Source organism: Fannyhessea sp. C0108B2, from assembly GCF_056583915.1.
On the sequence record NZ_JBWPJQ010000007.1, the window covers coordinates 73,588 to 87,623 of the forward strand.

The 14,036-nt window shown below is 43.7% G+C and carries 8 protein-coding genes; 2 read left to right on the forward strand and 6 right to left on the reverse strand.

The features are described from left to right. Window positions 1–220 precede the first annotated feature (220 nt). The 3 genes from AC1DBT_RS04665 to tyrS form a co-directional block, all read right to left on the reverse strand. Window positions 221–2,818 carry a U32 family peptidase gene (locus tag AC1DBT_RS04665; RefSeq protein ID WP_480018793.1) on the reverse strand — a complete coding sequence of 866 codons (2,598 nt, stop codon included), beginning with the start codon at window positions 2,816–2,818 and terminating at the stop codon, window positions 221–223. A gap of 80 nt (window positions 2,819–2,898) precedes the next feature. After that, window positions 2,899–4,803, reverse strand: a complete 1,905-nt coding sequence (locus AC1DBT_RS04670; protein ID WP_480018794.1) for a glycosyltransferase family 2 protein — start codon at window positions 4,801–4,803, stop codon at window positions 2,899–2,901. A 45-nt stretch (window positions 4,804–4,848) separates the two neighbouring features. Further along, a complete protein-coding gene (tyrS, locus tag AC1DBT_RS04675) occupies window positions 4,849–6,066 on the reverse strand; it encodes a tyrosine--tRNA ligase (RefSeq protein WP_480018795.1) in 1,218 nt (405 codons plus the stop codon). 281 nt (window positions 6,067–6,347) lie between these two features. Between tyrS and AC1DBT_RS04680 the strand changes: the two genes are divergently transcribed. Further along, window positions 6,348–8,567: a transglycosylase domain-containing protein gene (locus AC1DBT_RS04680; RefSeq protein ID WP_480018796.1), complete on the forward strand. Its 2,220-nt coding sequence runs from the start codon at window positions 6,348–6,350 to the stop codon at window positions 8,565–8,567. Between the two features lie 248 nt (window positions 8,568–8,815). Here AC1DBT_RS04680 and deoC read toward each other — a convergent pair whose 3' ends face one another. After that, window positions 8,816–9,457 carry a deoxyribose-phosphate aldolase gene (gene deoC, locus AC1DBT_RS04685; RefSeq protein ID WP_480018797.1) on the reverse strand — a complete coding sequence of 214 codons (642 nt, stop codon included), beginning with the start codon at window positions 9,455–9,457 and terminating at the stop codon, window positions 8,816–8,818. Between the two features lie 134 nt (window positions 9,458–9,591). After that, a complete protein-coding gene (locus tag AC1DBT_RS04690; protein WP_480018798.1) occupies window positions 9,592–10,695 on the reverse strand; it encodes a hypothetical protein in 1,104 nt (367 codons plus the stop codon). A gap of 366 nt (window positions 10,696–11,061) precedes the next feature. On the opposite strand from AC1DBT_RS04690, the gene AC1DBT_RS04695 reads away from it, so the two are divergent. Next, window positions 11,062–11,505 (forward strand): arginine repressor, encoded by a 444-nt coding sequence (locus AC1DBT_RS04695; protein WP_006303142.1) that lies wholly within the window; start codon window positions 11,062–11,064, stop codon window positions 11,503–11,505. A 452-nt stretch (window positions 11,506–11,957) separates the two neighbouring features. On the opposite strand, the gene AC1DBT_RS04700 is transcribed toward AC1DBT_RS04695, so the two are convergent. After that, on the reverse strand, window positions 11,958–13,682 hold the full coding sequence (locus tag AC1DBT_RS04700) for a phospho-sugar mutase (RefSeq protein ID WP_311431361.1): 1,725 nt from the start codon (window positions 13,680–13,682) through the stop codon (window positions 11,958–11,960). Window positions 13,683–14,036 lie beyond the last annotated feature (354 nt).

Sequence of the window (14,036 nt, forward strand, 5' to 3'; positions counted from 1 at the left end):
TTGCTCTAAATCTTTGAAATCATCGCTATTAAAGCCTTCCGTATACGACGAAAATTGTGAATCGTATGTTTCTTCCACGACCGTACCCCTATCACCTATTTTGAACTTGTGTACTTTAATAAGGTTTCAACACGCACGTACCGATAGCGCACATCTACAAAACCCAAGCTCTGTCACATGGTACATACGTATTGTTATATCTTTGTCTACCCTACTTCTTCTATCCTACTTCGTCAAAAAGTCTGCCTGCCGAAAAACCAACCATGCGCGGCTTTGGCTGTTTATGATTATACCCAGCAAGAACGGCATGTTGTACATGATGGATGTATTGTACAATTTGTTCAGTTGACAAAAGCGTGCAATCCACCATAAACATATTCATGCCTGCTTCCATAAGTGCTGGAATATGGGGCGTTGCGTCAAGCGGATGCGCCGAATACAGCCTACTTCTTCCTTCTAAATCAACGGTAAAGGCATGTTTATCGCCACGTTCAGACTCAAGCCACATGCGCCTTTGGCGCAGCCTGCACTTAAGACAATTATGAATACACTGGTTTGCCGCTTGCAAAATGCAGTGTTCAGTTGTCATCGTACGAGGCCTTCCTAATACAAGCATACCTGTACACAAAGGTGAGGCATTACTTAACCCAATAAGCTCGCGCAAGCTTAATTCAGGCGAAAACCATATGGTACTTGCACCGTATCGCGCAAGTGCCTCAATAGTTGAGGTGTTAAAAACCGGCACACAGGGTCTAATTTCGCTTATTGCACCGCTTTGATGAGCAAGCAAAAGCTCGGACATATTTCCCACCGCACAAGACTTATCGCGCTGTACAAACAAATCGTTGCGCACGTGATCGCGTTCGCGACAAACCTCGTCTAACAAAGGAATGGGAACGTGGTGAGCAGGCCATGCTTGATGATGATGTTTTGCGTACAAAAGCGTATCAACAGTTGCATAAAGCCTGGTTGCACCAGCTTTAATTGCGGTAAATGCAGCTTCTACCGAAGGCACCAGCGCACAGATAGCCGCTCCATAAAAGAGCTGCGAAGACAATTGCTCATGGACGCGGCTATCACGCATACCCAAGAGCAAATTTTTCTGACGTCCATACGCTAGCTCAGTTGCAACTGTGTCCATAGTGGGTTTTTGAGCAAACGGTAACCCCTTGCGCATACAACGAAGCGCCTCAGTGCGCGCACGTTGTGACGTGGGCTCCAATAAAGTATGTTGAAGATCCTCAAGTACCTGTTGGCGCAGATGATGAAGCGTTGAGAACGCCATGCCAAGTCCTTCGTCCATATCAATAGAAAAGGATTCTACCTCAAAAGGAGAAGTTCCCACACGTCCTACATGCGCAATAATATCTTCTTTAGTAAGCGGACGTGTTTTTGCCACCTGCGGCGGATCGCCTGCAAGCGTGGCCGCAGCGCGACCATCTGCGGTTTGAGCGGTGATGATAAATTTTTCGTTCAGGTGTGCATATATAGAAAACACAACAGGCACACGACGCACAAGTACATGACGAGCAGCTTTATCGGCTATATCCATCAATTCCTGAGAACGTATCATACGAACAGGACAGCCCTGCGGAAGAGGACGCGCGGTTTGACAGATAATTGTATCGCCAGCTTGTGCATCATGAGTAACACGCGAGGTTAAAAAGTCGCTGTGACCGTCTTCACGCAATTCTAATAAATCGTCTTTACGAACTTCACAAGACAATAACACCGTAATTTCTGCCGTTGGCTTATAACGAAAACGGCCTGGTTTATCGGGACGAGGACGCTTAAAAACGCCTAAATCGCGAGATGAAACAACGCTTCCAACCAACTGACCTCGATTATTTGAGCGATCAAAGCTCATCATTTCATTTCCCGAAGTTCCATCCAAATACGCATGAGTAAAACCGCGGTTAAAACTTCGTTGCAGCAAGTTGTGAATGGTTTGTTCTTCTTCGGGGCTTAGATCTCTGTGTTCCAAAAGTGCTTGCATGCGCAGACGATACGCACGAACAACGGCATAAACATACGCAGGACTTTTCATTCTCCCCTCAATTTTAAGGGAGAAAACTCCTGCTTGAGCCATATCCTGTAATTTATCTTGGACGCAATAATCTTTGGGACAAAGAAGATGATCGTTTTTCTTGATTGTGTACACATGACCTTCGTCGTCGTACATACGATAATGTAATCTACACGGCTGAGCACAAAGCCCACGGTTTGCAGAACGATCGCCGTTAAGTGAGCTGAGCATACACAAACCCGAATAACAAAAACATAAGGCACCGTGCCCAAAACATTCCAAATCAACGCCCTCTTTTGAGAGTTTGGCCAATTCGGGCAAACTAAGCTCGCGCGAAAGCGTAACGCGTTGGGCACCACACGCGCGACAAAATGCAATACCACGGCAATCATGTATGTTTGACTGAGTAGAAATATGACACTCGATATGCGGAAAGCGCCTGCGGACTTCAAACAAAACGCCCCAGTCCTGAATAATAAAAGCATCGGCACCAAGTGTCCAGGCACGTTCAACCAAAGCTAATACGCGCGGAATCTCCTCGGTTCGCATTTCGATGTTAATAGGCACGTACACATGCACGCCTAAAATATGCGCGTCTTTACACGCCTGCTGAAAATCTTCATCCGAAAAATTATCCGCACTACGGCGCGCGTTAAAATCGCAACCAAGTGCGCAATATATAGCATCAGCTCCTGCATATAGAGCCGCATAAAAAGCAGCGGGACTTCCTGCAGGAGCTAAAAGTTCTAAAGGAAACTTAGCTTGTGAGCTGCGAGGTGAACAAACGTGCAACGAAACCCTTTCTTATACGCAACGTGTAAATCTCATGCAACTATACCCAACTGGCACGTTAACTGTCACGGTTATGCGCATTATTTGATTCCCAGATAATTTTTCCAAAACTCAACGGAAGTCATTTCTGGCATAGCTTCTTGATAAGCACGCTCAAGCTGATCTTTGTGATCATTATAAAACTTCATATCACGCTTAAACCTATGGTACAACTCACGAAAAGCATGGGCGTCACGGGTACGAATAGTTCCCGATCCATTAAGACCATTGATGACCAAAAGCGTTTTGCGCTGAGAAATAATACCTGATTGATATGTCCACCCTGCGGCATCAATAATGACAGGCTCGGGATTTGTATGTGCCAACCAAGTAAAACGATGCCCATTAAACGTGATAAGGTCTATCAACTTTTGTTTAAGAGAACGCGCAACATCGTACCCATTGCCAACAGGCGCAACATATGAAGATCCATACACATCAGAAAGCGTATAGTTAAGTTTACTTTTAAGCTGCGCTTTAAACTCGTCAGCTGGCAGCAAGTGCTCGGCTACTTTATGCGCATGCATAAAGCGCTCCTCTACGGTACCAGGTTTCATAATATAACTTGGACCTTTAAGAAAATCTTCAAAGCCTTCAAGTGCTAAACGTGCATCTTCATAATTAAATTTTCTAAGATCCAAACCAAAGGCAAGATCTCTAAAACGGACAAGTAACGAATTCCTAGAAGCAATATGAGTTGTACACTGCGTAATAAAGGAATTTCGAGTAGTTTGATAGCGCTCTACTGCTGCATTATATTTTGCATTGAAACCCAAGTGCCAAACAGCAATACCATTCATACTGATAAACTTTGGACGAACACGCAAAGAATATTCAATATCGTCAAATCGAACAAACAGTGGCAACGGCAAACCAAAACGCTTGATGGTAGACGCAGGAATTACACAGTACCACCAACCAGCATAACAATGATTGTTATCAGCAATCTGCTTAATTTCTTCGTGCGAACAAGCCACATCATTGCGCACAATGTTTTGGAAGTAAGCCATAGAACCTGGAACCTTAAGAGGAAGACATTGGCCAACTTCGGTCATGTGACCCAGATCTTCCCAACGGGTGTCCATAGCATCCAAGCACATCATGGCACCGCTGATAAATGCTTCACGATAGTCATCGCGTACCAGAGAAAGGACTGCATACGTACGCATAATGCTTTCGGGACACACACTTACATCATCATCCATAAGCAGTACATGCGTTGCCGGCTTTTCTTGGCGCAGCGCCTCGATCATACCGCGTGCATATCCACCTGAGCCACCTGCATTGGGATTGGGGTGAAGCTCAATACCTGCGGATTCAACATCGCTTGCTTTAAGCGTACGCCCGTTATCAACAATGTGCATAGAAAAATGCTTGGCGATGGGCTCTGACGAAGCCAGAATATAATCACGCACCATTTGTGCATTCTTTATAATAAAAGATTCTTTTTTGAACGTTGTTGTACATAAAGCCAGCTCAGGAGTACAAATATGCTCGGTCGCAACCGATGTATAGTAATAGCAGTTGCGAATCATTGCATCAGAAGTTGTTGTTATTTTAAATCCGCATATAACTACATCTGCATCGAGCTCATAGGCAATGTCTTGCGTCTGCCATTCATCAGCTGCACTGCCAATTTCATAAGATGTCTGGTACGTTTGAGGTTGCTCGTCATAAGCTTTTGCGTAGGTAAGCTCTATCTTAGCAGGGGCGCCCTTGTATTCTACGTGCAAGAAAAATTGCTGAGCATAGGTATAGGTAGCCCACTTTTGTACAGAGCATGCGTTCATAAACGATGTAAAGTCATATGTTGCACCACCCAACAGTTTTGCTTGATACATGTCAACAGACTGCAAGGATGCCGCTGAGAAATAGTAAAGCGTTGGGAACTGATAAAAACGCTGAGAATTTTCGAATATAACGTGTGCGAGCGTAAAATTCTGCATAAAATCTTCCAATCAACAATCAACAATCTATATTCAATAACAAAGTTATTTGAGCTTTGCCCAGCTACGTTTACCAAATTGTAAAACTGTACCAGCGTGTAAGCGTTCATGAGAAATGTTATACAACTTAGGTGCAACCGCTTCTCCATCGATCTTTACACCGCCACCATCAATACGCCTACGTGCTTCGCTTGCCGTAGGCGCAAGATTGCAATCAACCATAAGTTTTGCTAAATACACCGTTCCATCGTCATTAACCTCTACAATAGAGGTAGAAAACTCAGGAATATCGTCTGGAATCTCGTGATGCTTAAACTGAGCGTCAAACTGCTTTTGTGCAGCTAACCCTGCTCCTTCTCCGTGATAAAGCGTTACGATATTTACGGCCAAAGCACGCTTTAACGCATATGGATCGGCTGTTTTATTCTTAAACTGCTCATCAACGGCATCAATTTCTTCCAAAGAAAATGTTGAGCATAAACGATAGTACGATGCAATAAGTTCATCGGGGATGGACATAAGCTTGCCAAACATATCGTCTGCTGCATCGGTAAGTCCAACATAATTACCATAGCTTTTAGACATCTTTTTAGTGCCATCGGTACCAACCAACAGCGGCATGGTAAGCGCTATTTGCGGCTCCATACCCTCGGCACGCATAAGATCTCTACCTGCCAAAAGGTTGAAAATTTGATCATTACCGCCCATTTCTACATCGGCATGAACAACAACCGAATCATATGCTTGCAAAACAGGATAAATGAACTCGTGCAAAGAAATTGACTGGTTATTGGTATAACGATTGTGAAAATCTTCGCGCTCTAATATACGAGCTACGTTGAACTTGCTCATAAGTCCAAGCATTCTGCTGAGGTCTAAAGGCTTAAGCCAGTCACCATTATGAACAATTTTTGTCTTTTGAGGATCAAGGATCTTCATAGCTTGTTCAACATAGGTAGCTGCGTTTTTCTCAACTTCGGCTTCGGTAAGAGGAGGACGCGTGGAATCTCTACCCGAAGGATCACCAATAAGAGCCGTACCATTTCCAATGATAAGAACCACGTTATGGCCTAAATCTTGAAACTGGCGCATTTTGCGCAAGGGCACAGCATGGCCTAAATGAAGATCGGGTGATGTAGGATCTACACCCAGTTTAACGGTTAAAGGTTCTTGACGACTGAGTTTTGCCTTAAGCTCATCAACGGGAACAATTTGCATAGTACCCGAAGTAATAACCTTAAGCTGTTCTTCTACTGACACCAACGCTCTGTCCTCCAAATATACGTTGAACAACCTATCATCTGCGCAAACCGATTATGAAGCTTACGTAGTGCCTTGTATGTGTTTGTTTAACAAAACACAATTCAAGCAATTCACTACACTGTACCATGTTTTATATGTGTAAAACACATGGCATAAGAAAAACTATATAGTACACATGTTCGTAAACTATTTGTTATTCTTTGTAAAGACGCAAGAATGAGTTAATTTAAGTCGAATATCAATTATAATATGTTGTATTACTGACTCTGTAAGGAGGATACATGGGCGTAAGAACCCGTAGAGCACGACAACACAGTAAAACACATGCAGTTAAATTTGGAATAGCCGGTGCCTTTGGATTTATGGCATTATTGGGCCTTGCACTTGCATTTTCCTTAAGCTCTCTTATTTCTTCATGGCTTCAAGACCTGCCCGATTACACCTCAGCAGATGCATATGTCGTAGGAGAACCTACTACCGTTTACGCAGCAGACCATTCGGTGATTGCAGAATTTTACCTGCAAAACAGACGAAGCGTTTCTGAAGATCAAATTTCTCCTTACGTGCTCAAAGCTATTGTAGATACCGAAGACAGCCGCTTTTACAAGCACAACGGCGTTGACCCCCAAGGTATTATTCGTGCTGTTGTAAAAACCGCACGCGGAGGATCTGAAGGTGCATCTACCATCACTCAGCAGCTTGTTCGTAACACCGTTTTATCAAAAGAGCAGTTTGAGCAAACTATTCGTCGTAAAGTTCGCGAGGCTTACATTTCCATTCAGATGGAAAAAATGTATACCAAAGATCAAATTCTTAACATGTATTTAAATACCATCTATTTTGGTCATGGTGCTTATGGTATTCAAGCTGCCGCTATTACATACTTCAACAAAAATGCCAAAGATTTAACGCTTGCTGAAAGCGCAACACTTGCAGGATTGCCGCAAGCGCCATCATCATACGATCCACTTGTTAATCCTGATAATGCCGTTACTCGTAGAAATATCGTATTACAACGTATGCTTACCTCGGGCGATATTACACAGGACGAATACGATGCAGCAATAGCCGAATCATTGCAGGTAAACCCTGGTAAATTTAGTGCCAATAAAGGACGTTATCCCTATTTTGCAGATTATATTAAACAACTTTTGCTTGCCGATTTTGATAAAAATACAGTTATGCAAGGTGGTCTAAAGGTTTATACAACACTTGACCCCGTTATTCAGGATAAGGCACAACAAGTAACATCAAGAAGGCTTAAGCTCATTGGTAATAAACGTCTAGAAGCAGCTTTAGTAGCTGTTGAGCCGCAAACTGGCTACATTAAGGCTATGATCGGCGGTAAAGACTATAGTAGTAATCAATTTAACCTGGCAACACAAGCGTATCGCCAAACTGGTTCTTCATTTAAAACGTTTACGCTTGCCTGCGCTATTAACAATGGCATGAGTCCACAAACACGCGTTAACTGTAATTCACCTATTCAGGTAACTCCTTTGTGGACGCTTGGTAACTTTGGTAACCAAAGTTTTGGAACAATTAGCGTGCAACAAGCGTTTGCAGTGTCTTCAAACACTGGTTTTGTACAGATTGCACAAACGCTGGGCAACAGCAATGTTGCAGAAATGGCTCATAACCTGGGTATTCATGCAAAGCTCGACGCATACGATTCTATGACGCTTGGTGTAGACGGTGTTCCCGTTGTCCAAATGGCAGAAGCATATGCAACCATTGCGGCTGGAGGTCAGCATCGCGATGCTATCGCAATTACTAAGATCGAAGACCGAAATGGCAATACGGTGTACGAGCACAAAGACGCGCCAAGCCAAGTTATTTCGGCCGAAGTTGCGCGCGCAACCATTGATGTTATGAAAGGCGTTTGTAAAGGCGGAGGAACCGCAGGTCAGCTGGCTCGAACTGTAAGAATCAAACAGCCTATTGCTGGTAAAACAGGAACTTCTCAGGAATGTCGTGACTTGTGGTTCTGCGGCATTACGCCCAATTTATCGGTTGCTATCTGGTTTGGATATATCGAAGAGGTACCTGTACGTGTTGGCGGTGGCTTAGGTCACCCCTACAACACCGCTGTTCCTTTATTCGGTGATTTTATTAATGCAGCACTTGGTGATGCCGGCGCGGCCGATTTCCCAGCTGCAAACGGAACCATTGACTTTAAGCCCAACAATTCGTGGACCTTTAAGTTTACCTCTGACAACGCCAATACAGGTGAAACCGATACCCTTGAGACTCTCGAGGAAGAACAAAAACAGGAGACGATAAATCCTGAGCAACCCAATCGTCGTGACAATCATAATCAAACCACGACGCCTTCTCAGCCAAATAATCAAAACCCCAATCAACCTAACGGAGGAAATCCAGGACAGCCAAATCAAAATAATCCTGGTGGAACTAATCCAGGTGGTACGCCTAACAGAACAAACCCAGGAGGTAAAAACCCTGGCAAGCCTGATAACAAACAACCGCCCGCGCGACGGTAGGCATCGTGGATTGTTCATGGTTACCGCTTGAACGCTGCTTGCACACTTGCATGGCGTTTACATGCTTGACGTCTGCATGCTCGCATAGCCGCCGCTTAAACGCTGCTTGTACACTTTTATGCAGCTCATACGTAGGTTTGCACACATAAAATATCCCCTCACGTATCAAATTTATCTGCACGTGAGGGGATACATTTTTAAACGCCTGCACAGTGTTTGTACAGGCGTTTAAATGTTCAAAGGTAAATTTACGCTTCACCACAAATTGCGAGCGAAGCAGACGCACCAATACGCGACGCACCTGCTTCTATCATGGCACGCGCTTCTTGAGATGTATGAATACCACCAGCCGCTTTTACGCCAAGCGCTGAGCCAACCGTTTTCCTCATCAGTTTGACATCCTCAACTCGCGCACCATACGCAGAAAAACCAGTGCTTGTTTTAACAAAAGCAGCACCTGCATTACGTGCACATATACAACCCTGTACAATTTCATCTGCTGTCAAAAGGCAGCACTCCAAAATAACTTTAACGGGTAATTGTGCAGCGTCTACCACCGCTTTAATATCTGCTGTGCATGCATCATAGTCTTTATCTTTAAGTAAACCAATATTAATAACCATATCAATTTCGGTTGCACCATTATGCGCAGCTTCGCGAGCTTCGTATGCTTTTGCTTGAGAAGTCATAGCACCCAAAGGAAAACCAATGCAGGCGCTTATACCAACATTACTCCCCTGCAAGAGCTGTGCTGCACATGAGACCCAGCAGCCGTTAATTGCAACTGTTTTAAACGAATGGCTTACTGCTTCGTTGCATAAACGTTCAATATCATGCCTTGTAGCATGAGGAGCCAAACATGTGTGATCAATATACTGATTAAGTTCCATACCGCTTTGTGCTACCTTTCTTGTAAAAGACTGATCAACGCTCTAAAATCAGCTCACATACCAATACGCACTATACGCACGTAAACGCCTAGATCACTAGGTCATGCAACGCGCTAAGCGCTAAGCACCAAACACTACGACGCCGCACTTACCGCGTACAGTTTACAAATTTGATCGGTAATTTTGCTTTGCTCCCACGTAGCATCTGTAGCCGTTTTGCTTGCAGGATCATACAAAGACACCGTACCATTCTTATTAACACGCGCAACAACAGCCCAATGCTGATATGGCGAGGTAAAGCCCTCTTTTAAGCACACAAGCGCAAGCTTTTTTTCACCATCGCACGAAAGCTTTAAATTATCCGCTGAAACCGTATAGTCCTTAATGGATAAACCGGCATCTTTTGCATGTTGTACAAAGAATTCGCCTTGCGTGCCACAGGTATCATCTGCATAATCTTTTGCCTGTTCGGCAAAATCGGCTGGCGTTTGATTTGCATCGCCTAAAAGCATGGTGCGAATCATAAACCACGACACCAAACCAGAACCATCGGTAGCAATAGTTCCCTGCCCATAGGCCGTATTACCCCATAAGCTATCCCACGTGTAATATGCAGTCATGCTTCCTTTTTGCGGCGTAATCTCGGATGCAGACACACTTTTACTACTATCAAGAATGCTTCTCACAAACGGCGCGGCGCTTTGCTCGCGAATTGCAAGCTCGGGTAAACGCTCGTCACTATATTCATGCGCGTGCGCTGCAATCCAGGTAATGTCATCAGCATAGTCAAGCACGGGCGTAAACTGATTGGTAAGATTTTCCGAGGTACTAGCCTCAACGCGAGAATCAATTTCGTTGGTCTGAACAACTGGAGTCTCTTCATGAGAACATCCGTGTATGCATCCGCTTACGCAGTTGGCAAGACACAGCAGCAAAACAACGCAAATAACAGCAGAAATACCAATTAAAATATATGCCAGCATATCGTCTGACATCGAACCGAATAACTTACGAGAACGACGAGAACGCTCAAAATGGCGCAAATTAAGACCAGCGTCTGTTCCACGAATCGTACGATAATTACGATGGCTTTTATAGGGAGAAAAACGCTGACGTTTACCAGGCTCTGACACTTTAGCGTCGCGATTTGAAAGCGAACCAGAATTTCCACGAGAAAGCGTTTGACCGCGACGCGAGGAGTTTGTACCCCGTGTGTGAGGACCTTGTAAAAATGCCATTAGTTATGCCTCCTCGTACCTTACAGACAGTCAGCAACATGGTAGATATGTATCCATATAGATTCAGTTTAGCGTATTTATAGTGAATATCAAATACAAGCTTCCTTCAGCGGACGAATATAATGTATAAAGCCGTTGCATTCATAAATTCTATGCAACATTTTACCCGCTAATATTAACAAAATGTAACAATTATTGACTTTTTAGTCATAGTTCCGTATTTTTAAGAGGATTAATACTCACTTTATTTGTCAGAAGATTCATGTATACAAAGCTGTACCGTCTGCGGTATGAGAGAACCGCAGGCACATGAACCAAAATATGCGTGAGTGCTCTAGGAAATGCTCAATATGTTCGGAGGCTTACATGGTTAAGCGGCGCAACAATAGACAAGACGCTATACGTGACGTTGTTCGCGGACAATCAATTCGTACTCAAAAAGCTTTGGTGGATCAGCTGCAGGCTCTTGGGTTTAATTGCACGCAAGCAACGGTTTCTCGTGATATTGCCGATATGGGATTGCGTAAGCTTCAAGAAGGAATTTATGTCCTTGCCGAAGATCTCCATTTACAACGCATGGTGTCAGAATTTGTCACCAATATTGATCAGGCTGGTAACTTGATAGTTATCCATTCACAACCAGGCACTGCACCCGGTGTTGCTGCTGCAGTTGACGCGGCATCACTTCCCGAAATTAAAGGCTCTGTTGCAGGTAATGACACCGTATTAGTGGTAGCAGATGACATGGAAGCCGCCGAAGATTTTGTTTCGCTCATCAATAAGCTGCGCAATTCTACCCTTATGAAATAAGGTGCATACCACACCGCCGTTTACAGACATGTACGAGTATTTTTGTAGACCTCTTGGGAGAAACAAAAAGAAATCAACCACACAAAAAGTTTGTGTGCAATGCGTGATACCCAAAACGTAATACACGGTGCGTGAGCGATAGCTCATTATTCGGTAACGTAAATAGTATTCATTATAGTTGATCAGCACTTCTATAACTACTCATCTATATGCTCAACAGCTTCTAGGGTATCAATACTTTTAAGAAAATGCCTTTCTATCAGCAGCAGTTGTTGCAAATTTTGCAACAACTGAATGTTCTGTGAAACTCTTTCAAAAATATTTTGTCTGCGTCGCTTATCGTTTATAAGAATCGGCGTAACCAGTATTGCTGCCGATTACGCCGATAGATTCTAAAAAACTAAACCATTAAAACACACCTTACAATGCAAACATCTTACGCAAAGACACTATTACGCAAACAGCTCGTCAATCGTAGAAGACAGCTCATCTTGCAGGCGTAGCGCATCCTCGCGCGTAGAACCATAGGTAAAGATGTATGCTTTGATCTTTGGCTCGGTACCAGAAGGACGAATAATAAGCTTATTTTTGCCTTCTAAGTTAAACTCAAGAACATTTGCATGTGGCAACAGCTGACTTGGCTCTTTCTGCAACCCAGAAATACGCTGCATTTCACAATCGGTAAGGTAATCTACCATAGACTCTACGCGCAGGCCGCCAAACTCACAAGGAGCTGCCGTACGGAGCTTATTCATAAGAGCAACGATCTTTTGAGCTCCAGCTTCGCCCATAAATGCTGCACTCACCGTTTTGTTAAGGTAATAGCCATAGCGTTGATAAAGTTTATCCATAGCTTCGTATAAGTCTAAGCCCAGCTCAGCATAATAGCTTGCCATTTCAACACAGAGCATCGTGGCAGTAATAGCGTCTTTATCGCGCGCATGAGTTCCTGCAAGATAGCCGTATGATTCCTCAAAACCAAACAAGAAACGATCTTGTTCGCCTTTATCGGTTAACTGATCTACCTGCTCGCCTATGTATTTAAAACCGGTTAACACGCGTCTGAGCTCAAAGCCCCATTTTTCTGCAAGCGCACAGCTCATATCAGAAGAAACGATAGATGATACACATACTTTAGAAGCAACATCTTCGCCTTGCTCGCGCGCCATGCGAGCACGCCAATCCATAAGCAAAACGCCCATTTCGTTACCAGAAAGCAGCACGTAATCGCCATTATGCGGAATGGCGGTACCCATACGATCGGCATCGGGGTCGGTTGCAACCAACAGATTTGGCTTAACTTTATCGGCTAATTGTAAACCTAAATTCCAAGTCTTTCTAAATTCGGGGTTAGGATAGGTGCAGGTTGGGAAATTACCATCTGGAAATTCCTGCTCGGGAACAATGGTTACATCTTCTACGCCAAGCTTCTTTAAGATACGAGTAACACATTCTCTACCAGTACCGTTAAGCGGCGTATACACAACTTTATAACCATCAGAAGCCTTAAAGCCCTCAACAGACGTTTTCATAACGTTTTCGATAAACGAATCAAGCACTTCTTCAGGCGTCCACTGAATAAGTCCACGCTCAAGGCCTTCGTCAAAGCTGATAAGTTTTGCTCCGCCGAATACGGGAGTTTTTGCAATAGATGCCGAAATCTCGGCAGCGCATTCATTGGCAATTTGACCGCCGTTATCGTTATACACTTTATAGCCGTTATAAATTGCTGGATTATGAGAAGCGGTAATAACAATACCAGCCGACGTGTGAAGATGACGAACAGCAAACGAAAGCGCAGGTACTGGCTCGATGCGTGGGTAAACATACACATGAATACCGTTAGCCGCCAAAACGCGTGCTGCAATATTTTGGAAATCCTCGCCCTTTAAACGAGAATCGCGACCAATTGCCACGCTGGGATTATCAAAATGAGCGTTAAGATAATCTGCAACTCCCTGTGTTGCCTGAGCCACTACATAAACATTCATACGATTGGTACCAACACCAAGCGTTCCACGCAAACCAGCAGTACCAAATTCAAGACAACGATAAAATGCATCGTTGAGTTTTTCTTGGGAATCTGCCTCTAAAAGGCTTTGAAGCTCTTGGCGTAAATCTTCGTCTTCTACATGTTTACGCCACAGCTCAATGCGCTCTTGAGTTTGTGAATCCATCAAAATCTCCTTGGTTTTAGTTGAAAGAAAAAAATTACACACAAAACCATCATAGGTAACATTACAACAGATGTAAAGACGAAAACAAACGCTTTCATATTGCGTGAAGGCGATAAAGCACTTAGCTGGTCATATGTTCGTATAAAGCAACACATAAGCTTTATGTGTGAGCTTCACAGATAGCTACAAATTATCGTCTACCGCTAAATTTTTAGTCATGCGGATGCCCGTAGATGTCTTTTACAAGATTGGCAGCGTTATATTTTTAGGATGTATAAAGCGTATTACAACATGTTATGACGTGCGCGCACGCAAATATCCTCTATGCTAGATAGAAGCGTTATATATTACTAA

Coding starts and splice junctions, on each gene's coding strand:
- AC1DBT_RS04670 (WP_480018794.1), bottom strand. CDS start 4,803: ATGCAGAATTTTACGCTCGCACACGTTATATTCGAAAATTCTCAGCGT.
- AC1DBT_RS04680 (WP_480018796.1), top strand. CDS start 6,348: ATGGGCGTAAGAACCCGTAGAGCACGACAACACAGTAAAACACATGCA.
- deoC (WP_480018797.1), bottom strand. CDS start 9,457: ATGGAACTTAATCAGTATATTGATCACACATGTTTGGCTCCTCATGCT.
- AC1DBT_RS04690 (WP_480018798.1), bottom strand. CDS start 10,695: ATGGCATTTTTACAAGGTCCTCACACACGGGGTACAAACTCCTCGCGT.
- AC1DBT_RS04695 (WP_006303142.1), top strand. CDS start 11,062: ATGGTTAAGCGGCGCAACAATAGACAAGACGCTATACGTGACGTTGTT.
- AC1DBT_RS04700 (WP_311431361.1), bottom strand. CDS start 13,682: ATGGATTCACAAACTCAAGAGCGCATTGAGCTGTGGCGTAAACATGTA.